Raw genomic sequence first — 21,942 nt, forward strand, 5'->3', positions numbered from 1 at the left:
CCTCATATTCGTCGCTGCGCGACAGGCGCGCGGCGAGCAGGGATGTGAACATATTAGCGATCCACGGACCAACGCCTGGAATGAAACGGCCAATCACCATCGCCAAAGCCGTGCGCAATGCATTTTGCCCTGAGAAATCGATCATGCGACGGCGGGAATGTCCTAGGGCCACATGGCCTAGTTCGTGGGCGATGACGGATGCGATTTCGCCGCTAGACACCTCACCATCGCGGAACTTCTTGTAAAACCCACGGGTGATGAAAATCCGGCCATCCGGCGCGGCAAGCCCGTTCACCGGATCGATCTCATAGATATGAACACGAATGCGCGGCAAATCTAGCGCGCGCGCCATATCCATCATCAGTGGTTGAAGATCTGGATCGGCAAGCTCGGTCGATTTCTGGTCGAGCTCGCGGCTCGTGCGCCAAACCGAAAAGCGATACATGGCCAGCCCGTACAGAACGGCCAGCAGAATGGGCATAAATTTGATCATGATCTGAATATGTGGCGGCGACGCTCGTTCGACAAGGCGTTAACCCAGAAAGATGCCTACAATCACCATCATAAGGCCGATCACAGACAAAAAGAGCGATCCGAGGTTTAGGGGGAGCACCTTTTGCACGGCTGCGCGCAGCTCTTCGTCGCTCAGGCCCGCTTTACGCGCGCGGTTCACTTTGATGATGCTTGTGACCAAACCAAGCAATCCCAAGCAGGAGATCGCGGCTCCAGACCAAATCAAACCATCCATCGCCATTTCCTCTTTGCAAAATACGGCTCATTTTCTACAGCAGCGCCTAACCTGCGCGCGCGCGCCTCGCAAGCCCTTGCAGCCCTTCGAGCAGAACGCTAGGGGAGTGGTTAGATATTTTCTTTGATCGGAGTGCCCCCATGTCAGATGTAATCGGCGACACAACCTACCGCGTGACCGCAGACGAATTGCGCCAGTTCATTGAGCGCCTAGAGCGCCTTGATCAGGAAAAGAAAGACCTTGCCGAGCAAAGCAAGGAAGTCATGGCAGAAGCCAAGTCACGTGGCTATGACACTAAGGTTATTCGCAAAGTGATCGCCCTGCGCAAACGCGAGCCTGATGATATCGCAGAGGAAGAAGCGGTGCTCGAGATGTATAAAGAAGCGCTAGGAATGCCGAGCTAATCAAAGGCTCTAAAACGGGTGGCGTTACGACATCAGTAGCGTCACACCCGGAATGCTATCGATTGTGACTAAATCGGCTTCATAGCTTTGGGTCAATTGATCCATCAAATCTTCCGTCCAGCCGGGCAAGTCGATTTCTTCTTCCAGCATGTCTTCAATCGCATATTTGTCCAAGAACGCGGTGATCACGCGGCGCAATTGAACCGCGCTCATGTTGGGATGGCTCGTAAGATAGCTTTGGAAGCGCGTCATGCCTTCCGAGCTCATGATTTCCGAAAGCAGATCAAACTCGCCCTCAATCGGTAGCTCCGCAGGGAGATCGGCAATTTCACGGACCAATTCGCCCCAGATCAAGGGCGTATCTTCGTTGCACCAAACCGTGATTGGCACATTTGGAGCCGTTTGACGAATGTTGATAAGCAAATCCGACCACTTGAAATCACGCGGGTCCATGCCGTCCACAAACTCGATAAAGGAGTCATGCGGTGTGCTTGCATACATTGCAGGCAAGTGGCTTGCTGGGTTGCGGATGCTGAGGAAAAGCTCGACCTCATCCTCTGGGAAAAGATCGGTCAATCGCGCGACGCGGGTTCCTGCTGTTGGGTAGATTTGCCCCTTTTTGAAAGCGATCTTAGGCACGCAAAAGAAGTTTTCGTTTTGCAAGACAAGGCGGTTCACGTCCTGCGCTTCGGTGTCCAAAATCGCATCAAGAAAAGCCATGCGCGTATCAGGTCCCGCAGGGCGTTTTGACAGCGCTTTGATGGTCTCGGATAAAAGTTGGCGATAGGCGCGAGGTTTTGGAAGCGCAATTCTACGCTCGCTCAACAGGTCTTTGTTTTTAAAGAGCGTCGACAGCAGCTTGCCGTCATCTGTGCAATGGGAACCTGCGTGTAGGATAACCTGCATACTTGCTTGCTTTTTACTAATCTACATTGGTCTTTTACTATAAGCGCTTTTCTGGACAGTTAAACCGATTTCCGTCAGAAGGCTCGCATGACACAGATTGACACCCGCCAAACGCGCATGCGCCTTGTTTTGCCAAGCTTTTGGTCCGTTGGCGCACTGCTTATCGCGACCCTCGTTGTGCTGCCCATTGCCTCTGTCGTGTGGATTGCACTTTTCCCAAGCGAGAACATCTGGCCGCATCTGATTTCGACGACTTTGCCGCGCTATTTGAAAAACTCGTTAATCTTAATGGGGAGCGTTGGCGTGCTCGCTGCTATCGTTGGCACGGTCACTGCTTGGTTGATTTCAAGGTATCAGTTTTTTGGGGCGCGCTGGCTCGAATGGCTCTTGTTGTTGCCATTGGCCATTCCCGCCTATGTCGGAGCCTATGCTCTGGTTGATTTCCTCGAATACGCTGGGCCTGTTCAAACGGGTCTGCGCGATCTCTTTGGCTGGCAAAATTCCCGTGACTACTGGTTCCCTGAAATCCGCTCACGCGGCTCGGCCATTTTGGTGCTCAGCGCCTCGTTGTTTCCCTATGTCTATATCATGGCGCGCGCAGCGTTTCGCGAGCAATCGGGCAGCGGCGAGGAAGTCGCGCGCTCGCTCGGGGCAGCGGCCTTTGCCCGCTTCTTCCGTATAGGTCTGCCGATGGCGCGCCCTGCGATCGCAGCAGGAACAGCGATTGTCATGATGGAAACGGTCAATGATTTCGGGACGGTCGACTATTTCTCTGTTCAGACCTTAACCACAGGCATTTTCAGCGTTTGGCTTGAAAGCAACAACGCGGGCGGGGCGGCGCAAATCGCCTGCACGGTTTTGATGTTGGTGATCCTTCTTGTCACACTTGAAAAAGTCTCGCGTCGCAAAAGCCGCTTCTTTGCACTGTCTCGCAGTCACAAATCACCGATCAAGGCGCGCCTTGAGGGATGGCACGGCGCAGTCGCGTTCTTTGCTTGCACGCTGCCTTTTCTCACCGGCTTTGTCTTGCCGGCCAGCGTGATCCTGAGCCATGCTCTTGAGAATGCAGAGAGATGGCAAGATCCCGCACTGCTACAAGCTTTGGTGAATACGCTGAGCGTCGCCGGCAGCGCGGCTTTGGTCACTGTGACGCTCGGGCTTTTCATGGTCTACGGCGTGCGCCTTTCCAACCGCACATTGCCGAGATTTTTGATGCCAGTCACAAGCATTGGCTACGCCGCGCCGGGCGCCGTGCTCGCAGTGGGTATCCTTGTACCATTAGCGATCTTGGATCACGCTCTAGCGGACGGTCTCTTGGCTCTGACGGGGACAGATTTTGGATTGTTGCTAACGGGGTCTGCCTTTGCGTTAATTTTGGCCTACTGCGTGCGTTTCTTCGCCATTGCGCAAGGGGCCGCAGACGCCGCAATGGGGCGCGTATCGCCCAGCCTGCCTATGGCTGCGCGCTCGCTTGGTCGAAGCAAGGGGCAGGTGCTCGGAGCGGTCTATTTACCGCTCATTCGCGCGTCCGCGCTTTCCTCTCTGCTATTGGTCTTCGTCGATTGCGTCAAAGAGCTCCCCGCGACCTTATTGTTGCGCCCGTTCAACTACGACACGCTCGCAACGCGTGTGCATGATCAGGCCAGCCTCGAGAACCTCGGCGACGCGGCGCCCGCGGCAATTTTGGTGATTTTAGTAGGCCTTTGCGCGGTTGCATTGCTTGCAAGAACAAGCCGGTGAATTTTTTTTTAGTTTTTTCGAAAAAGCCTCTTGCGAGTACCCGCATCTCTTTGTATTCGCATCCGCAGTGCCCCTATAGCTCAGCTGGTAGAGCAATTGATTTGTAATCAATAGGTCCGCGGTTCGAGTCCGTGTGGGGGCACCACCTTTTTCCAAGATGTTGAAAAATCGACTCTGTTCCTCGAGTGAATAGGTTCGGATTTCTTAGTTGCGTTATGCGCTACGTACTTTCCGTTTCGTCCTCTTTGTCAAAACCCATTTTTCAATGCCTTGCGACTCAGATACTGTGGGGGAATGAAGAAAATTGACCCTCAAAGCTCTGATAACCCTATACAAAGTGAAGTCTTTCCGAGCTTCATCAAGCTGCGCCGTATCGATACTGTTCGAAACATGCGTCAGTTCTATCTGCTGACCGTGCAACGGGATTTGTTCGGTGGGGCAACGCTCGTGCGCGAATGGGGGCGCATAGGGGCTGCTGGTAAATTGAAGATCAGTCACCACGTCGACGAAGGTCAGGCCGTTGATGCGCTAGCAGAGGTGGCCCAGCAAAAATTTAAACGTGGATTTCGCATTTAGCTCTGCCAAATTTTCGCCAACTTAGGCAGGTGCCGCGCTTAGGTGGATATCCGCGAAAACCCCATCGCTTTTGGCGCCAGTGTTGTCACTATCGCAGAAGAAACCAAGCGTTTGCAGCGTTGCTTCGCCCTTTCCACCGATGTCGGTGTAGAGCTGTCGAAGATCGAGTGAGTGATCGTGCCAAACCTTGGTGTTCTCGTGCAGCCCGTTGGCAACGTAATGATAAAACCCGTCGATAATCTTATACTCACCAGGCGCGTATTTTTTGTTGCTCCAGATGATTTCTGCGGCCCGAATGTCGCCATCTTCATTTGAAAACCGAACAAAGAAGCGAAGAGGGTGATCATCGCCGTCTTTGGTATCTTCATCCACATTGCTTTCGATAGGTTGATCGACCTTCCAGCGCCAAGAGAGAATGTTCAGCTCAGACAATGGTATTTCGGTATTGCGCGCGAGAATGGAAGCGCTGTTGTCGGTGGTGCAGCGCAATGCAGGTGCGCCGCTTTCGAGCGTCATTTGATAGTTGGCCGCATTCGCCGTGAAAAATGTGCGGTGGAACCAGCCATCAGACAATGCATCGGTATTTAGCTCAGCCAGCAGATCAATCGCGCCGTTGTTGGCTGTCAGCGGCGTTCCGCTTTCAAACAGGGAAGGGCGGGTTTGCCAATAAACACCTGCGCCAACTGTGAGAATGGCGAGTGCAATGAGCAGCTTTTTCATGATGGACCTGACGTGTGGGATGCAAAGGGACGGCTTTTAGCCAACCTAGGCATTTTTGTCCGGCTCAACAGAAACAAAATCGTGATCACATGGATGGTTGGGCCTTAGCCATGTCTGCGCGCACTCATCGGCAATGGTGGCGAATTCGTGCGTTATAACGCGCTTGTACCAGAGGTGGTAAACGCGTGGATCAGGGGTTTTGGGCAGATATTGGAGCGGGCCAAAGCGTGATAGCCCGCTCAAAGAAGGTGCTTGGGCAGTTATGCCGCCATTTGAGCCTCTTTCATGACACCCGCCAAAAGCCCATAGGTTTCACCCCAGGCTTCCTGATGGGCGGGTGTGAAATCATCACCTAGGCCCTTGCCAAGCGTAAAGAGGAGCGCAGCGCCAACATCGTCGTAATGTGCCTCGGTTACGTTGTACCCTTTGTGGCGCGCGCCGAGCTCTTGAACCGCTGGTACGATTGCCTCCAAGTCGCTCAAACCGTTGACCGCGACAGCTATCATTTGCATCAGCTTTTTCTTCTGATCTGTCATAACTTCGGGGAACAGCGCACGTGTATCGGGTGCAATTTCAAAGAGGCGATCGTAGAAAATATCAGCTGCGGCCTCGGAGATTGGCACTACTTTTTTGAAGCTGCTTTGAACAAGTTCGATTTTTTCGGGAGTCATGGAGCGTGTCCTTGCTATCGTATTAATTTTGCTTGGAAAGTTGGGAGGATGTGGCGAGTCAGATGAACAAGCGGGCAGACATTTCGCGCGCATGAATGCGCGGCCGGAGCCCTGATACGCGAGCCTTGTTGCCCACTGCACGTTGTGACCATGCCAGTTGCGTCGACGCCGTTGTCGACACATTGAGTTAACTAAACGCGGCAGGCCATTGTCAAAAAAATTTGGCGAATTCAGCAGCGTGCTAAAAGACGAGTGCTCAATTTAGGGCCGTTTGCATAAAAGCTAGGCTTTGATCGCGATGAAAATGATCGTTTGCTTAAAGTTGGCTTAGGCTGTTTGCGATTTCGGTCGCGATACCTTGGGCATCCACTCCTTTGCGCTCCGCAGAAACACGTAGGCCCATCAGGTCTGATTGATACCGCCGTGCGAGGACCTTTGGGTCACGCGTTGCATCGACCTTACCGGCCGTTTGTGCGTTCTCAAAGAGCTGGGCAAATTGGTCTTCCATCCGCAACAAGTGCTGGTTCGCTGTTTCGGCAAGAGGGTGGTCATGCGCCTGTAGCTCTAGCAGGGTTTTTGCTAACATGCAGGCTTTTGCAGGCGCGTCTTCATTTTCGATGACCATTGCGGGAAACCGTTGCAGGGTCTCAAGCGGGCCAAGCTCTGCTTCCAGTGTCTTCAGGCGGTTTAAGCCATCATTTGCGTAGGTATCCAAGGCAATTTCAAACAACGCATCTTTCGATCCAAAGGCCGCGTAAAAGCTACCTGGCTTCATCTGCAGGCAGTGTTCTAAATCCTTCAGCGTCGTTCCAGCCCACCCACGTGTCCAAAACAGATCGCGCGCGCGTTTGATCAGATCTTCACGGTCGTAGGACGGTCTGCGGGGCATGGGATCACCAATAGTTGAACGATTGCTCAATTATATACTTGAGTGATCACTCAAGAAAGCATAAACGGACCAAACAACAACATTAAAATGGATATGTCCTATGAGCTTCCCATCCCACGATCTTGAGTCCGCACCAGAAGGCTCCAAGCCACTGATCGAAAACTCTATGAAGGCGTTTGGCCGTCTTCCTGGCTTGCACAAAGTGCTCGCGGAAAGCCCACAGGCCTATGAAGGCTATCAGCTGCTCCATAAACTGTTCCAAGCTTCTGATTTTGATGCAGAAGAACTGACCGTTGTTTGGCAGGCGATCAACGTTGAAAACGAGTGCCATTACTGTGTGCCTGCACACACGGGCATCGCGAAGATGATGAAAGTGTCTGACGAAATTTCTGACGCGCTGCGCAATGAAACACCGCTGCCAACAGCTAAACTCGAAGCGCTGCGCACGTTTACTGTGCAAATGCTGCGCCAACGTGGCAACATGGAAGACGCGCAAATGGACGCGTTCTTTGCTGCGGGTTATGGCCACCGCGCAGTGCTCGATATTATTCTGGGCATGGCGCAGAAAACAATGTCCAACTACGTCAACCACATGGCTGTAACGCCAGTTGACGAGGCGTTCCAACCGTTGCTTTGGACGCGCGGCGATACGCCATTGGAGGTTTAATCGCGGCGGGCGTTTAACGCGCTCGTTTGCACTCTTGTCTGAGGTCGCTGGTCAAGCGTCGCTGTCAAAAGCGGCGCTTGATTGCGTCTAACTCAGCTCGATTGATGCTTTTCGATAAGGCTTGCCTGACTTGAGGTAGATGTCGCTTTCGATGGAAAATCCGATTTGTTCATAAAATCCAAGGGATTCGACGCGCGCATCGCACCACAGAAGGCGTGCACCCTTGTCTTTCATAATGTCTATTCCTGCTTGGATCAGCTGCTTGCCAATTCCCTTGCCGCGTAAGCCAGGGTGCACTGCGAGTTTGCGTAATTGTACGCGATCACCATCAGGGAAAAACGATCCCGCAGCGCAAATTTCACCGTTTTGGCGCAAACATAAATGCGTTGCAGTGTCATCGCCTAGGACCGCGACATGGGACAGAGGCTTATCTGGCCAGAGCATCGCTTGGCGGAATTTCAGGATATCGCCGGTTTGAACTTCCTCGAAAAGCATCGTTGCGTCAGCCTCTGGTTTCTCGGTCGGTTTCATCTTGCGTATAGGCAACATTCTAAAGATAGCGGCAATAGAGAATTTGCGTCGCGATTAGACGCGACGGGTCGCAAAGGCGCTTTAATGGTGGCTGCAAAAGCTAGGAGAGACATATGAAAATCGGATTCATCGGGCTGGGCAATGTTGGCGGCAAGCTATCAGGTAGCCTGCTGCGCAATGGCATTGAACTCAGCGTTCATGATCTGGATGCAGATTTGGTGGCAGGCGCGGTTGAGCGCGGTGCAATTGCGGGTGGCAGCGCAGCGGAATTGATGCGCTCTTGCGATGCGGTCATTACCTGTTTGCCAAGCCCCGCAGCTTCGGATGCAGTGATGCAAGAGATGTTGCCAGAAGTGAAAGAGGGCAAGATCTGGATGGAAATGTCCACCACAGATGAAGCCGAAGTCAAACGTCTTGGCGCATTGGTCATTGCGGCTGGCGGCGCTGCCGTGGATTGCCCTGTGTCGGGTGGTTGCCACCGCGCCGATACTGGAAACATCTCAATCTTTGCAGGATGTTCACGCGAAACCTTCGAGCGCATTTTACCGCTGCTGACGATCATGGGGCGCCGCGTTTTGCATACGGGTGAGCTTGGCTCTGCAAGTATCTTGAAGGTCATCACCAACTATCTCGCGACTGCGAACCTTGTGTCTTGCGCCGAAGCTTTGACCGTTGCGAAAGGCGCGGGCATGGACCTTGGCACGGCTTATGAAGCCATTCGCATCTCGTCTGGCACGTCCTTTGTGCATGAAACAGAAAGCCAAGTGATCCTGAACGGCAGCCGCGACATTTCTTTCACGATGGATTTGGTCGCAAAAGATATCGGCCTGTTCCAAGCGGTTGCCGATCGCGCCGAGGTGCCATTGCAATTGAACCCGTTGCTCATTGATATCTTCAACGACGGGATCGAGCGCTACGGTCCGCGTGAGCTGTCTCCGAATGTGATCAAACGCTTGGAATATGCGACAGGTCTTGATGTCACTGCACCGGGTTTCCCGGCTGAAATGACGGATGACGAACCAGAAGAGCGCGGCGCAGAGGTGATCGTGCGCCGTTAACGCGCTCGGCCCTCGCAATTTCATAAACTCGGTGTTAGTTGTCCGCGCGAAATTCTTTAACAAAAGGGTCGCGCAATGCCTGACACCTCTCACGATCCATCCGAAGTGCGCGTCGTCGCGACGCTCACAGCGTCGCCGCCCCGTCGATACTTGGGAACCGCGATGCTGGGCATGCTCGGTTTTCTGATGTTGTATCTTTCTATATCCGTACCGTCGGGCGGTGCTCAGTTTTTGCTGATCGCCTTTGGTCTGCTTGGCATCTATGCCAGTTATCGACTGTTCGATGCCACGTCTCAGATTATTGAATTGACCACGCAAGAATTGCGCCTTCAGTCGGGCACTGTGTTGGCCGAGTTGTCCAACATCCAAAAGGTCGAGCGTGGTGCATTTGCTTTTAAGCCTTCAAACGGGTTTCTGGTGACGCTTAAGGAAAGCGGCCCACGCCGATGGGCGCCCGGTTTGTTCTGGTCGTTTTCGCGTCAGCTCGGGGTAGGGGGCGTGACCGGCGCGCCGCAAAGCAAAGGTATGGCAGAAGCGATTGCGATCCTAGTTGCAGAGCGAGACATTGCCGCACAGCAAAAACAGAACGACGAATAAAAGCTCTCGTTTCGACAGCACAACGAAAAACGCCGCCCCAAATCGGAGCGGCGTTTTTTTGTTTTTTCAGGCACTTGAATGCTTAGCTATCTTCCCAAACCAGCTGCGGTGCAAAGCGTGGACGGGTGAAGACAAAGGTCTCAATCGTACGCGGTGCAAGGCCAACGCTGAAGGCAGGATCGTAGTCAGATGCGGTTTCCACCAGAATGATGCGCTCGTTGTCCACAAGGGGTGGCAACAACTCATCATAGTCGGTGACATCAAGATCGCTCAGCTGTGGAATATCTCCACGGTGCTCTGACCAATCGACCGTGAAGGTCAGGTCTTCTTCGTCCCAACGCAGCAAAGTTACACGCAACGCCGTTTCACCTGGGTTCAAACCGGAAAGGTCTTTGTAGATGTTACGTGCGTTCGTCATGTACTCGGGCGTGATCGCCAGTGTTTCACGGCTCAGCATGTCGCTCACGGTGTAGGCCGCTTTTTCAGCCACGGTCTGGGCGCGGTACGCTTCATAGTAGGTGAAGCTGGCGGCATAGGCCCAGAAGACGACCGGAAAGATGATCGCGGCTTCAACAGAGGCAGAGCCTTTGGTTTCACGCGCGAAGTCGCGCAGTTTTGACAGGATGAATGTTTTCATAGCGATTACCTCGGTTCCTGTGTGAAGGCCGAAACGGCGACCAATGCGCTTTTGCCATTGTGATCTGTGGTCCGCTGCAACGCCAACTGGGATGTTGGGAAGATTGGATCGTAGAGCATGCAGGCACGCACGATGACCAGCTCGTTAGAGGAGCCCATGTCAAACTGGCGCACTGGGTTGATGATATCATCCGCCGCAGAGCTTTGCTCAACACAGTCAACCGTAGCAGGCAGTTCTGAATAGGAGCGGGGGTCATTCGGGATCATTTCCAAACGCAAGTTTTTGGAACAATCATCGAAGATTACCGCACCATCGCAGATCAGATCGCGAATAGTGTCGTGATCGTATTGTGCGCCTGTGCCGATACGAACTTCGCGCATTGCGATGTCCAAACCACGCTCAAGCAGAGTTTGGCGGATCGTAATGACCCCCATTTCAATGCTGGAGACCAGGATCATGATGAAAACGGGAAACACCAGAGCGAATTCGACTGTGACGTTGCCACTCTCTGCGCGGCGAAAGCGCAGGATTTTGTTAAGAAGCTGTTTCATTCTGTGAGCCTCAGTTGGTTAATCTGGCGCGCAATGGCGTCAAATGCGTCGGAAATTTCGATACCTTCCACGAGGAAGAAGTGGCTTGGTGAAGACGCGCAGGATTCCATAACGTCAGCAGCATCGCTATTTTCTTCAACTTCGAAACCGATTGACCAAATGACAATACCTTTGTCTTTTGCGGCCTCACAGATGTTATCGAGCAGTGTATCGCCTTGGGAAGCTGTATACTTCGTTTCATAGAAGCTGCTACGGCTACGTGAGCTAACGTTTCTATACAGGTAATACCAAAGGTTATAACGGCTCCAGTGGTAGTAGTCTGATGATGAATCGTAGGCCCAGCTTTCGATACGGGACGCGGAACTGTTCTGACCATCTGTCATAAGAACAACGGTCTTCAGTGTTTCCGGATCCGTAAAGGCGGCAGGGCGATCACTAAATGCATCGTCAACATCGTTGCTGTTAGCAAGTGCTGTGACAACAGGATTGAACGCTGGATCCAACATTGCGGCAGCCCACTTCATCCCCATGAAGATCTGAGTACCGGCACGTGGTTGTAGCTGAGCAATCTGTGCATTCAATGCGTCTGCGTCTTGGCTGAACGGAGTGATACGCTCATAAGAGTAACGCGGGCAGATTGTGTCTGTCAGAGAGTTGCTACCGCTATAGTTCCACTGGAAGTGCTGCATCTGATCGTAAGTCGTGTTCAGATCGAGCTCCGTCGTGCTGTATTCGCTGTCGTTCATTTCGACGCAGTGGGAATAGTCGTGGCGGTGATTCATGTTCAGTTCGTCATAGATCAGCGGACCTACGTTGACGTGCTGGGAATATGGTACCAGCGAAACTGAAACGAGATCTTCGTTAGAAGGGCTCAGAACCGTGTCAACAAATGATGTCGCAGCAGCGCGCAACTGTGGCATACGGCTTCCAGAGGACATGGAACCCGAGATATCCAACACCATTGAAATCTCAACGTTCGCGATCCGCTCTTCAGCGACACCAGCAGCAGTCGCATTCAATGTATCCACACCGGCCATTTTCATAAAGGCGGTGGTGGTGATTGATTGCGCTTCCGCGCCGATCGTTTTGTAGTTCAAACCCTGATCGACGGAGACGCTAGACAAAAAGCTGTCTAGTCCCGCCGCTTCAAAGTAATCGTCTACGACTTTTGCAGGCGCTTGCTCTTGATCCAAATCAGCGGCTGCGAGAATCGCACGATCCAATGTGTGCTGCAGGATCGTACGATCCCGTTCAGAACGCATTAGGTCGATACCGATACCGGCCATCATAAGAATCATAAGCACCATAAAGACGGCGAAAATGACGAGTGTGCCACTTTCCTCTTCTTTGAACGCGCGACAGAGAGAGTGGCTCTGAGCGTTTTCCTCGTCCGGCTTGCCGCCGGTAAGGCGAAGTTTGTACCGCATTGTCCTCGGTCCTTTCGTTTTGCCCCCCTCAAACAACGACAGACTCGGGGCGTATAAATCCAAGTGTGTGTTTGACTCCGCGATGTGGCGAAAATGGGGCACGAAACGGGTGAATACGTGCCACATTTCGTATGCTCGCAAACAATGTTTTGACTCAAATGCGATTGTTTCCAATTTGGGATAATTTTGGCCTCTATTCGAGACTGTTTTATGGCATGTCGATTTTCCGTACTTTGCACAAAAATTAGTCGCTTAGGTTAACCAAATCGTCATAGGCTTGGATTAGCGCTTCTGCAGGATGCGCCGCATGCCAATTTGGAGGGACATGATGATACCGAAGAACGAACCAAGTTTCCGCGAAAGCGTTGATATGATGTTTAGTCGCGCGGTGGCGCTCTTGGATCTTCCCCCGGGGCTTGAGGAAAAAATCCGTGTGTGTAACGCGACCTATACTGTTCGTTTTGGCGTTCGTTTGCGGGGCAAGTTGGAAACGTTCACCGGCTATCGATCTGTTCATTCCGAACATATGGAACCAGTGAAGGGCGGTATTCGTTTTGCGATGGGCGTTAACCAAGATGAGGTAGAGGCGCTCGCCGCTTTGATGACGTATAAATGCGCGCTCGTGGAAGCGCCGTTTGGAGGCTCTAAGGGGGGCTTGCGCATCGATCCGCGTCAATATGATGAACATGAACTGGAACTGATTACGCGTCGATTTGCCTATGAGCTGATCAAGCGCGATTTGATCGATCCTGCGCAAAACGTTCCTGCCCCTGATATGGGCACGGGTGAGCGTGAGATGGCGTGGATCGCGGACCAATATGCTCGGATGAATACTACAGACATCAACTCAAAAGCCTGTGTAACGGGTAAGCCGTTGAATGCTGGCGGCATTGCGGGTCGCGTTGAAGCGACGGGCCGCGGTGTGCAGTTTGCGTTGCGCGAATTTTTCAGGGATGCACGTGGGCTTGAGAAGGCAGGGTTGTCTGGAAAGCTGGAAGGCAAGCGCATCATCGTACAGGGTCTTGGCAATGTGGGCTATCACGCGGCTAAGTTTCTAGCCGAGGAAGATGGCGCTAAGATTACGGGCATTATCGAACACGACGGCGCGCTCCATGACGAGAACGGTTTGGACGTCGAAGCAGTGCGAAGCTGGATTGTCGCCAATGGGGGGGTAACAGGATATCCCGATGCCAAAGGCCACAGTGATGGTGCAGTCGTTATGGAAACGGAATGCGACATTCTGATTCCAGCCGCGCTTGAAGGGGTGATTAACCTTGAAAACGCGGAGCGCATCAAAGCGCCTTTGATCATTGAGGCTGCGAATGGTCCTGTGACAGCGGGCGCTGATGAAATTTTGAGCGGCAAGGGTGTCGTGATTATCCCGGACATGTATGCAAATGCGGGCGGTGTGACGGTCAGCTACTTTGAATGGGTCAAGAACCTTAGTCATATTCGCTTTGGCCGGATGCAACGCCGTCAGGAAGAAGGGCGCCATCAGCTTGTCGTAGATGAACTTGAGCGTTTGAGCGCGGATGCGGGCCTTGGTTGGCAGCTCTCGCCTGGGTTTAAGGAAAAGTATCTGCGCGGCGCGGATGAGCTGGAACTGGTGCGTTCCGGTCTCGATGATACGATGCGAATTTCTTATCAAGCGATGCGCAATGTATGGCATGAGCGCGAGGATGTGAAAGACTTGCGAACTGCCGCTTACCTCGTTGCGATTGAGAAAGTCGCCGCCAGCTACCGCGCGAAAGGGCTCTAAACCCGCGTTCTAATATCAGGGCATGATGCTCTAAAACCGACGCGCAATGTCGTTCAGACGTTGCGCGTCACTGTTTTTCGCGCTTAGGCTCTGCTGTGAATAGCAGGAGTTGGCCAATGCGGTTTTCAGGATTACGCATTCTCAAAGAAGGTCTGACAGGCAACAAAGGTTGGAGCGCGCATTGGCGGGACCCAGAACCGAAGGCTGAATATGACGCCATTATCATCGGCGGCGGCGGGCATGGGCTGTCCACGGCTTATTACCTCGCGAAGAACCACGGCCTTACCAATATCGCTGTTCTGGAAAAAGGATATATTGGCGGCGGCAATGTGGGGCGCAACACGACGATTGTGCGCGCAAACTACTTCCTGAACGGCAATTCCGAATTTTACAGCCATTCGCTCAAGCTCTGGGAAGGGCTGGAAGACGATCTGAATTACAACGTCATGCACTCGCAGCGCGGGTTGATTAACCTTTTCCATTCGGACGGTCAGCGCGATGCCTTTGTGCGGCGCGGCAATGCGATGGTGAACCAAGGGGATGATGCGGTGCTTCTGGACCGTGAGGGCGTGCGCAAACATCTGCCCTATCTCGATTTCGACAATGGGCGCTTCCCGATCTATGGCGGTTTGCTTCACCCAAGGGGTGGCACAGCGCGCCATGATGCGGTGGCATGGGGTTATGCGCGAGGCGCGGATATGCGCGGCGTTGATATTATCCAGAATTGTGAAGTGACGGGCATTGATATCGAAAACGGCGCGGTCACCGGTGTGCAAACCTCGCGCGGCGCGATCAAGACAAAGAAGATCGGAATGACCGTCGCGGGGCGCTCTGGACAGGTGGCCGCGATGGCAGGGCTCAGGCTTCCAATTGAGAGCCATGTTTTACAGGCCTTTGTAACGGAGGGCCTCAAACCTATGATCGATCATGTGATCAGTTTTGGCATGGGGCATTTTTATATCAGCCAGTCGGACAAGGGCGGATTGGTCTTTGGCGGCGATCTGGATTTCTATGCCTCATATGCACAGCGCGGTAACCTACCGATGAAAGAGCATGTGATGGAAGCGGGCATGACGCTGATGCCGATGATTGGCGAGGCCAAAGTGCTGCGTTCATGGGGGGGGATCATGGATATGACCCCTGACGGGAGCCCAATCATCGATAAAAGTCCTGTGGACGGGTTCTATCTCAATTGCGGGTGGTGCTATGGCGGGTTCAAAGCTGTTCCCGGCTCTGGCTCCGTATTCTCGCATTTGATCGCGACGGATGATTTTCATCAAGATGGGACAGGCTTTCGTTTGGATCGCTTCCGCTCTGGCGTTGGCTTGATTGATGAAGAGGGCACTGGCTCTCAACACAATTTGCACTAGGAGGCTTTGAGATGATGGGAGCCTCCGGCGGAAGTTTATTTGGAAAGATGAAGGGCGGTTACGCCTATAGGGGGATGCTATGCGTCTGATCTGTCCTGTGTGTGGTGAGAGAGATCGCCGAGAGTTCTATTATGTGGGGGATGCCGTTGCGCTGGATCGTCCAGAACCTGATGCTGGGGACGCGGCATGGGATGACTATGTCCATAACCGTGACAATCCCGCAGGCGTTACGCGTGACCTTTGGCAACATGAAGCGGGGTGCACGGCTTGGATCGTCGTAACGCGCAACACAGTGACCCATGAAGTTCTGGAGACTGTCTTGGCGAAGGACGTGAAAGGGAGCGGCACATGAGGATCGAAAACAAAGGTCTCATTGATCGGGCGCAATCTGTCAGCTTCACGTTTGATGGAACACGTATACAGGGATATGCAGGGGATACGGTTGCCTCGGCCTTGCTTGCCCATGATGTGCGCCTCATGGCGCGTTCGTTTAAGTATCATCGCCCTAGGGGGGTGCTGACCGCGGGGAGCGAAGAGCCGAATGCGTTGATCACAGTCAAGCGCGGCGATGATATAGAGCCGAATGTGCGTGCGACGGTACAGGAGATATATGAAGGTCTTGAAGTCTTCTCGCAAAACGCTTGGCCCTCTCTGAATTTCGATGTGATGAGCATCAATGATCTGGTCGCGCCCTTCCTGAGTGCGGGGTTCTATTACAAGACGTTCATGTGGCCGCGCGCGTTTTGGGAACGGTTGTATGAGCCTGTCATTCGCCGCGCTGCTGGATTGGGTGGTGTGAGCGGAAAAGCCAATGATGCTGTTTATGAAAAGGCCTTTGCCTTTTGTGATCTGTTGATCATCGGCGCGGGGCCTGCTGGGCTTATGGCTGCCTTGGAAGCAGGGCGCGCGGGGGCGGATATCATTCTGGCAGATGAAGATACGCAAGTCGGGGGGCGTTTGCTGTCTGAGAGTTTAGAGGTTGAGGGCCAAGCGGGCCATCAATGGGCCGAGAGTGTCTATGCTGAGCTAAACGCGATGGACAATGTACGTATTATGACGCGTACGACGGTCACAGGGGCATATGACCAAGGAACGTTCGGGGCGCTTGAACGTGTTGGGGGGCATAAGCCACAACGCAGCGCTACACCGCGAGGCTGTTTCTGGCGTATCGTGGCCAAGCAGAGCATTCTCGCGGCTGGCGCCTTGGAGCGTCCTATCGCCTTTCGCAACAACGACAGACCCGGTGTGATGCTGGCCAGTGCAGTGCGTTCTTATGTGAACCGTTGGGGCGTTGCACCGGGGCGTAATGTTGTGGTGTTCGGCAACAACGATGATGCCCATCGCACGGCCCACGATCTGCGCGCGGCGGGTGTGCACGTTGCTGCCTTGGTTGATAGTCGAACGGATATAGAGGTGGAAGGAGACTTCCCCATCTACAAAGGCGCTGAGGTTTGTGATGCCAGTGGGCGTAAAGGGCTCGAGTCTATCACCATTCGTACGCAAAGCGGTCAGGAGAAGATTGCGACAGAATGTCTGGCTGTGTCCGGAGGGTGGAACCCATCCGTGCATATGACGTGCCACATGAATGGTCGTCCTGAATGGCGCGGGGATATCGCGAGCTTTGTTCCGCGCGAGGGCGCGATCCCGAACATGGAGACGGCTGGTGCCTGCAATGGGACCTTTTCGACCCTTGGGGCGTTGGTTGAAGGGCGCGCCGCGGCGCAAAAGGCGCTTAAAGCGCTGGGCAAGAAGGTGAGTGAGGGGGCTTTGCCTATAGCTGAAGATGCGCCTGTGAATATTACGCCGCTTTGGGCGGTTGGCGGGAAAGGGCGTGCTTGGCTCGATTTCCAGAATGATGTGACCGTGAAGGATGTTAAACAGGCCGCGACAGAGAACTTCCGCTCTGTCGAGCATATGAAACGTTACACGACCCAAGGGATGGCGACGGACCAAGGGAAGAACTCTAACGTGAACGCCTTGGCTATTCTTGCGGATGTTACAGGGCGCGGGATACCTGAGACGGGGACAACGACCTTCCGTCCGCCCTATACGCCTGTGCCGATTGCCGCCATGGGGGCAGGCGCGCAAGGCAAAGGGTTTGCGCCTGAACGCTTTACGACATCCCATAAAGGGACAATCGCGCGGAATGCCCCGATGATTGAAGCAGGGATGTGGTATCGTCCGAGTTACTTTCCCCTAGAGGGAGAGAACCATTGGCGGCAGTCTTGTGATCGCGAAGTGAACATGGTGCGCAAGAGCGTTGGTGTTTGTGATGTGAGCACATTGGGCAAGATCGATATTCAAGGGCCGGATGCCGCTGCCTTGCTCGATTTTGTCTATACGAACACCTTTAGCACGCTCAAAGTCGGGCGCACGCGCTATGGGCTGATGCTGCGTGAAGATGGGTATGTCATGGATGACGGAACAACTGCGCGGCTGAGCGAGACCCATTTCGTAATGACGACGACAACCGCTGCGGCGGGTCAGGTCATGCGCCACCTAGAGTTCGTGCATCAATGTCTGCGCCCTGAGCTGGATGTGTCGATGATCTCTGTAACAGAGCAATGGGCACAGTTCGCTGTCGCCGGGCCTAAATCGCGTGAGTTGATCAATGAAGTGGTAGATACGCCCATAGACAATGACAGCTTCCCTTTCATGGCATGTGGTGCTGTGAGTGTTGGAGGCGTGGATGCGCGGCTCTTCCGTATCTCCTTCTCTGGGGAGCATGCCTATGAGATTGCCGTGCCTGCGCGCTATGGGGCGAGCATGTTTGAGGTGCTCTGTGAAAAAGCCGATGCGCTGGGCGGTGGTCCTTATGGGATGGAGGCACTTAATGTCTTGCGGATCGAGAAGGGCTTTATCACCCATGCGGAAATTCATGGGCGCGTGACGGCATTTGATATCGGGATGGAGAAGATGATCTCGACCAAGAAAGATTGCGTCGGCCAAACCATGGCAGCGCGCGCGGGGCTTGTAGGGGAGGATCGCCAGCAGCTTGTGGGGTTAAAACCGATTGGCGCGGTTAAACAACTGACCGCTGGTGCGCATCTGTTTGATCCAGAAAACCCAGCAACGCGTGAGCATTCAGAGGGCTATGTGACTTCGGTCGGGTTTTCGCCCACAGAAAACGTGTTCCTTGGCATGGCCTTCTTACGAGATGGGCGCGCGCGTCATGGAGAGAGCATCAAAATGGTGGATCACATGCGCGGGCTAGAAGCCCTTTGCGAGATCGTCGATCCGGTTGTTCATGATCCGACAGGAGGAAAAGCACGTGGTTGAATTGAGTGCAAAGACACCTGCCGATGGATTGCTTCCTTATGAGGCGGCGGACACCGTTTTGAGCGAACTGGCGCTGGGCCGCATGACGTCCATCGCACCGTTCAAAGGACGGGGCAGCGATGTTGCAAAGCTGCTCGGCTCCGATTTGCCCAAGGTTGCGCGGTCAAGTGGCAAAGCTGGGCAAGAGATTGTTTGGTTCAGTCAAGGACAATTCATGGCGCTGGGCTTTGATCTACCTGCGAAGCTGGTTGAGATGGCAGCGCTGACCGATCAAAGCGATGCGTGGTGCGCCCTAGAGCTAAAGGGCGCGGCGAGCGAGGATGTGCTCGCGCGCTTGGTTCCGATTGATCTGCGACAGAGCACGTTTAAACGCGGGCATGCCGCGCGCACGCTTTTGGGACATATGCCTTTGCACATCACGCGCACCTCAAACGACGGGTTTCGGATATTCTCCTTTCGCTCCATGGCAGTCACAATGGTGCATGAGATCACACGCGCGATGGATCTTTTGCAGGGGCGTGGGTGACTTTTGCCCAGAGCTGTCCTATGTGAAAGGGCAGTGATATTATGGAGCTGCCAAATGATCCGTCTTGTTGTGCTTTGTGTTTTAAGTGCCTCTGTTGCGATGCCAGTGGCGGCGCAATCTAAAAAAGATCGTTTTTGTAATGATTTAGGTGCCGCCAGCCAAAAGATCGCGGAACTGCGGATCGACGGGAGCAGCGAAACGGACGCACAACTGGCGATGATCGAATATTTCGGTGAGGACCAAGTCACGCATTTGCAAATGGTGCCTTACCTCAGCAGTTTTGTGTATGGCCTGTCTGACGCAGACCTGAAAGATGACGTCGGCGCCGCTTTCGCAGATCAGTGTAAAGCCTTCAAAGGCTAGTGGACTCTGCGCGCCTCTGATCCGATACTGACGACATGAGTCTGCCACCCGGTTTCCTAGATGAATTGCGCACCCGCCTCAGCCTGTCACAGGTTGTTGGGCGCAAAGTCATGTGGGATCAGCGCAAGTCCAATCAGGGCAAGGGTGACATGTGGGCGCCATGCCCGTTTCACCACGAAAAATCCGCGTCTTTTCATGTGGATGACCGCAAGGGGTTCTATTATTGCTTCGGCTGTCAGGCCAAGGGCGATGCGATTTCTTTCGTGCGCGAGACTGAAAATGTCGGCTTCATGGAAGCGGTTGAAATTCTTGCGGGTGAGGCAGGCATGGAAGTGCCAAAACAGGACCCACGCGCGCAGCAAAAGGCGGATGAGCGCACCGAACTCGCCGAAGTCATGGAGCAAGCGGTGCAATTCTTTCGCTTGCAGTTGCGTACAGGCGGCGCTGCAGATGCCCGTGATTATCTGGAAAGGCGCGGTCTAAAGGCCGACGCGCTTGAGCGGTTCGAGATCGGATTTGCCCCAGATGCATGACAAGGACTTTGGGATCATCTCACTGGGAAGGGCGTATCGCCTGAAAAAATCCTAGCGGCGGGTCTGGGGAAACCTTCCAGCAAGGGCGGCAAGCCCTACGACACATTCCGCAATCGGATCATGTTCCCGATCCGCGATCCGCGAGGGCGCTGCACGGCCTTTGGCGGTCGCGCGATGGACCCGAATGACAATGCGAAATACCTGAACTCTCCCGAAACGCTTTTGTTTGATAAAGGCCGCAGCCTTTATCACCATGGACCAGCACGCGAGGCGGCGGGCAAAGGCGCGCCGCTGATCGTGGCTGAAGGGTACATGGATGTGATTGCCTTGGCAGAGGGAGGGTTTGGCGCGAGCGTCGCGCCGCTCGGCACAGCAATCACCGAAAATCAACTGCATTTGCTCTGGCGTATCTCGGATGAACCAATCATCGCGCTCGATGGTGACAAAGCAGGTCTGCGCGCGGCGCAGCGGTTGATCGATCTGGCGCTTCCTTTGTTAGAGGCGGGCAAAAGTCTGCGATTTGCGCTGATGCCAGAGGGCAAAGACCCTGACGATCTCATCCGCGCAGAGGGGCCAGAGGCGGTTCAGGCCGTGCTCGATAAAGCGATGCCAATGGTTCAGCTGCTGTGGGACAAAGAGGTCGAGGACAAGAACTTCGATAGCCCAGAGCGTAAAGCCGCGCTGGATAAGGTGCTGCGCGAGAAAATCATGTTGATCCGCGATCCATCGATCCGCGCGCATTACGGCCAAGCGATAAAAGACATGCGCTGGCAGCTTTTCCGCAGCGGTCCCAAAGGCGGCGCTGGTAAAACACCATGGAAAAAGGGCGCGTGGCGCAAAGATGCTCCGCAAATGGCAATGGCCGGGACGAAAGCGTCGTTGCTCGCAGGTGCAGGAGAAGACACGCAGCGCCAAATGCGCGAAGCGGTGATCCTCGCGACGTTGATCTGCACCCCTGAAGTCACCCATGAATTCGAAGGCCAGCTCGAAGAACTGAGCCTGACAACGCAAGAGCATAGCGATCTGCGCGATCTGATTTTGACCCATTACCTCAATGGGCCTGAGCTGTTGCGGGAAAAGATAATCGCCGCGCGGGGCGAGCATGGCCTTGAAAAGCTGATGGGCGCTGGCCATGTGGCTATTACGCCCTGCATCCGAAATCCCGGCGATACAGAAATGGCCTTGATGACCGTATCTGAAGAGCTAGCTAAGCTGGAAGCAGAGCAAGGACTGAGCGCAGAAGTGCAAGAAGCGGCAGAAGACCTCGTGGGGCTCGCCGATGAAAGCGTCACCTGGCGTTTAGGACAAGCCGCGCAGGCGCGAAATCGAGCGCTGCGAAGCCAACAAGAAGATAAGGCAGAATACGATACGGCGCCGAATGGTGCGCGAATCAACCGTGATGAAAAGAGCGCTTTTGCCCAGCTGCTCGAAAAATTGAATGTATCCAAACAGTCATGAATTGGCATTTTGGTGAGGATTAAGTAAAGAAATCAGGGTACATGGGTGGCCGAATCATCTTTGGACGATATGATTCGTTTAAACCGAATCAGTCTGTCGTCTAAATGGTCGCTCAGATACTCTTAGCCACATAACGGGGGGAGGCCCCCAACAGGAGCAATTGCATGGCCGCCAAAGACAATGACGACCGCAAGCCTGACGATCAGGATGCTGCACATACGCTCGATATGAGCCAAACCGCCGTTAAAAAGATGATCGCCGATGCGCGAGAACGTGGCTATATCACTTATGATCAGCTGAACGCTGTTCTTCCGCCGGATCAGGTCAGCTCTGACCAGATCGAAGACGTGATGTCGATGCTCTCCGAAATGGGCATTCAGGTCACCGAAGAGGAAGAAGATGCCGAAGAAGACAAGGGCACCACTGACCTTGTGACCGCTGGCACGAATAAAGAAGTTACCATTGCATCTACCGGCTCCGAAAAGCTGGACCGCACGGATGACCCTGTGCGCATGTACCTACGTGAAATGGG

23 protein-coding genes, 1 tRNA gene and 1 pseudogene are annotated in these 21,942 nt (G+C 53.9%); 15 read left to right on the forward strand and 10 right to left on the reverse strand.

Annotation, left to right across the window (positions count from 1 at the left end; genetic code table 11):
• A partial coding sequence (locus ABJQ89_RS13330; protein WP_348496702.1) for a M48 family metalloprotease occupies positions 1 to 493 on the reverse strand: 493 nt, incomplete at its 3' end.
• Positions 494 to 532: 39 nt separating this feature from the next.
• Positions 533 to 748 carry a hypothetical protein gene (locus ABJQ89_RS13335; RefSeq protein WP_348496703.1) on the reverse strand — a complete coding sequence of 72 codons (216 nt, stop codon included), beginning with the start codon at positions 746 to 748 and terminating at the stop codon, positions 533 to 535.
• 140 nt (positions 749 to 888) lie between these two features.
• On the opposite strand from ABJQ89_RS13335, the gene ABJQ89_RS13340 reads away from it, so the two are divergent.
• The gene (locus ABJQ89_RS13340) at positions 889 to 1,152 is read left to right on the forward strand and encodes a DUF2312 domain-containing protein (protein ID WP_348496704.1); all 264 of its coding nucleotides are present in this window, start codon (positions 889 to 891) and stop codon (positions 1,150 to 1,152) included.
• A gap of 24 nt (positions 1,153 to 1,176) precedes the next feature.
• Here the strand turns inward: ABJQ89_RS13340 and ABJQ89_RS13345 are convergent, their stop codons facing one another.
• Positions 1,177 to 2,058 (reverse strand): hypothetical protein, encoded by an 882-nt coding sequence (locus ABJQ89_RS13345; protein WP_348496705.1) that lies wholly within the window; start codon positions 2,056 to 2,058, stop codon positions 1,177 to 1,179.
• A gap of 87 nt (positions 2,059 to 2,145) precedes the next feature.
• Between ABJQ89_RS13345 and ABJQ89_RS13350 the strand changes: the two genes are divergently transcribed.
• The 3 genes from ABJQ89_RS13350 (at position 2,146) to ABJQ89_RS13360 (ending at position 4,374) form a co-directional block, all read left to right on the forward strand.
• Positions 2,146 to 3,798 (forward strand): iron ABC transporter permease, encoded by a 1,653-nt coding sequence (locus tag ABJQ89_RS13350; RefSeq protein ID WP_348496706.1) that lies wholly within the window; start codon positions 2,146 to 2,148, stop codon positions 3,796 to 3,798.
• 69 nt (positions 3,799 to 3,867) lie between these two features.
• Positions 3,868 to 3,943, forward strand: a tRNA-Thr gene (locus ABJQ89_RS13355).
• 149 nt (positions 3,944 to 4,092) lie between these two features.
• A complete protein-coding gene (locus tag ABJQ89_RS13360) occupies positions 4,093 to 4,374 on the forward strand; it encodes a WGR domain-containing protein (RefSeq protein WP_348496707.1) in 282 nt (93 codons plus the stop codon).
• 21 nt (positions 4,375 to 4,395) lie between these two features.
• Here ABJQ89_RS13360 and ABJQ89_RS13365 read toward each other — a convergent pair whose 3' ends face one another.
• The 3 genes from ABJQ89_RS13365 to ABJQ89_RS13375 all read right to left on the reverse strand — a co-directional run bounded on the left by ABJQ89_RS13365 (position 4,396) and on the right by ABJQ89_RS13375 (position 6,654).
• Positions 4,396 to 5,094, reverse strand: a complete 699-nt coding sequence (locus ABJQ89_RS13365) for a DUF3047 domain-containing protein (protein ID WP_348496708.1) — start codon at positions 5,092 to 5,094, stop codon at positions 4,396 to 4,398.
• A gap of 260 nt (positions 5,095 to 5,354) precedes the next feature.
• Entirely contained in the window at positions 5,355 to 5,765 is a 411-nt protein-coding gene (locus ABJQ89_RS13370; protein WP_348496709.1) for a globin family protein, read from the reverse strand.
• A gap of 316 nt (positions 5,766 to 6,081) precedes the next feature.
• On the reverse strand, positions 6,082 to 6,654 hold the full coding sequence (locus ABJQ89_RS13375; protein WP_348496710.1) for a TetR/AcrR family transcriptional regulator: 573 nt from the start codon (positions 6,652 to 6,654) through the stop codon (positions 6,082 to 6,084).
• Between the two features lie 100 nt (positions 6,655 to 6,754).
• Between ABJQ89_RS13375 and ABJQ89_RS13380 the strand changes: the two genes are divergently transcribed.
• A complete protein-coding gene (locus tag ABJQ89_RS13380) occupies positions 6,755 to 7,321 on the forward strand; it encodes a carboxymuconolactone decarboxylase family protein (protein ID WP_348496711.1) in 567 nt (188 codons plus the stop codon).
• An 87-nt stretch (positions 7,322 to 7,408) separates the two neighbouring features.
• On the opposite strand, the gene ABJQ89_RS13385 is transcribed toward ABJQ89_RS13380, so the two are convergent.
• On the reverse strand, positions 7,409 to 7,852 hold the full coding sequence (locus ABJQ89_RS13385; RefSeq protein ID WP_348496712.1) for a GNAT family N-acetyltransferase: 444 nt from the start codon (positions 7,850 to 7,852) through the stop codon (positions 7,409 to 7,411).
• A gap of 113 nt (positions 7,853 to 7,965) precedes the next feature.
• On the opposite strand from ABJQ89_RS13385, the gene ABJQ89_RS13390 reads away from it, so the two are divergent.
• A complete protein-coding gene (locus tag ABJQ89_RS13390; RefSeq protein WP_348496713.1) occupies positions 7,966 to 8,910 on the forward strand; it encodes an NAD(P)-dependent oxidoreductase in 945 nt (314 codons plus the stop codon).
• A 75-nt stretch (positions 8,911 to 8,985) separates the two neighbouring features.
• Complete coding sequence (locus tag ABJQ89_RS13395; protein ID WP_348496714.1) at positions 8,986 to 9,507, forward strand: hypothetical protein; 522 nt, start codon at positions 8,986 to 8,988, stop codon at positions 9,505 to 9,507.
• 82 nt (positions 9,508 to 9,589) lie between these two features.
• Here the strand turns inward: ABJQ89_RS13395 and ABJQ89_RS13400 are convergent, their stop codons facing one another.
• Genes ABJQ89_RS13400 through ABJQ89_RS13410 form a run of 3 tightly spaced genes read right to left on the reverse strand, consistent with a single transcriptional unit; the run spans position 9,590 to position 12,122 of the window.
• Positions 9,590 to 10,144 carry a hypothetical protein gene (locus ABJQ89_RS13400; protein ID WP_348496715.1) on the reverse strand — a complete coding sequence of 185 codons (555 nt, stop codon included), beginning with the start codon at positions 10,142 to 10,144 and terminating at the stop codon, positions 9,590 to 9,592.
• Positions 10,145 to 10,149: 5 nt separating this feature from the next.
• On the reverse strand, positions 10,150 to 10,695 hold the full coding sequence (locus ABJQ89_RS13405; protein WP_348496716.1) for a TadE/TadG family type IV pilus assembly protein: 546 nt from the start codon (positions 10,693 to 10,695) through the stop codon (positions 10,150 to 10,152).
• Complete coding sequence (locus ABJQ89_RS13410; RefSeq protein ID WP_348496717.1) at positions 10,692 to 12,122, reverse strand: Tad domain-containing protein; 1,431 nt, start codon at positions 12,120 to 12,122, stop codon at positions 10,692 to 10,694. Before ABJQ89_RS13410 ends, ABJQ89_RS13405 begins: the two co-directional genes overlap by 4 nt.
• Before the next feature lie 328 nt (positions 12,123 to 12,450).
• Here ABJQ89_RS13410 and ABJQ89_RS13415 point away from each other — a divergent pair, with 328 nt between their 5' ends.
• The 8 genes and pseudogenes from ABJQ89_RS13415 to ABJQ89_RS13450 form a co-directional block, all read left to right on the forward strand.
• Positions 12,451 to 13,881 (forward strand): Glu/Leu/Phe/Val dehydrogenase, encoded by a 1,431-nt coding sequence (locus tag ABJQ89_RS13415; protein ID WP_348496724.1) that lies wholly within the window; start codon positions 12,451 to 12,453, stop codon positions 13,879 to 13,881.
• Positions 13,882 to 13,997: 116 nt separating this feature from the next.
• Positions 13,998 to 15,251 carry a sarcosine oxidase subunit beta family protein gene (locus ABJQ89_RS13420; protein ID WP_348496718.1) on the forward strand — a complete coding sequence of 418 codons (1,254 nt, stop codon included), beginning with the start codon at positions 13,998 to 14,000 and terminating at the stop codon, positions 15,249 to 15,251.
• Positions 15,252 to 15,330: 79 nt separating this feature from the next.
• Positions 15,331 to 15,603, forward strand: coding sequence for a sarcosine oxidase subunit delta (locus ABJQ89_RS13425; protein WP_348496719.1), 273 nt, complete (start codon positions 15,331 to 15,333; stop codon positions 15,601 to 15,603).
• On the forward strand, positions 15,600 to 18,530 hold the full coding sequence (locus ABJQ89_RS13430; RefSeq protein WP_348496720.1) for a sarcosine oxidase subunit alpha family protein: 2,931 nt from the start codon (positions 15,600 to 15,602) through the stop codon (positions 18,528 to 18,530). Before ABJQ89_RS13425 ends, ABJQ89_RS13430 begins: the two co-directional genes overlap by 4 nt.
• Positions 18,523 to 19,056, forward strand: a complete 534-nt coding sequence (locus ABJQ89_RS13435; RefSeq protein WP_348496721.1) for a sarcosine oxidase subunit gamma — start codon at positions 18,523 to 18,525, stop codon at positions 19,054 to 19,056. The genes ABJQ89_RS13430 and ABJQ89_RS13435 overlap by 8 nt, the downstream gene beginning before the upstream one ends.
• 54 nt (positions 19,057 to 19,110) lie before the next feature.
• Positions 19,111 to 19,419, forward strand: a complete 309-nt coding sequence (locus ABJQ89_RS13440; protein WP_348496722.1) for a hypothetical protein — start codon at positions 19,111 to 19,113, stop codon at positions 19,417 to 19,419.
• A gap of 35 nt (positions 19,420 to 19,454) precedes the next feature.
• Positions 19,455 to 21,410: pseudogene (gene dnaG, locus ABJQ89_RS13445) on the forward strand (DNA primase).
• A gap of 164 nt (positions 21,411 to 21,574) precedes the next feature.
• The coding region (locus tag ABJQ89_RS13450) for an RNA polymerase sigma factor region1.1 domain-containing protein (protein WP_348496723.1) at positions 21,575 to 21,942 on the forward strand (368 nt) is incomplete at its 3' end.

The sequence above is a fragment of the Planktotalea sp. genome, assembly GCF_039984035.1.
Lineage (GTDB): Bacteria > Pseudomonadota > Alphaproteobacteria > Rhodobacterales > Rhodobacteraceae > Planktotalea.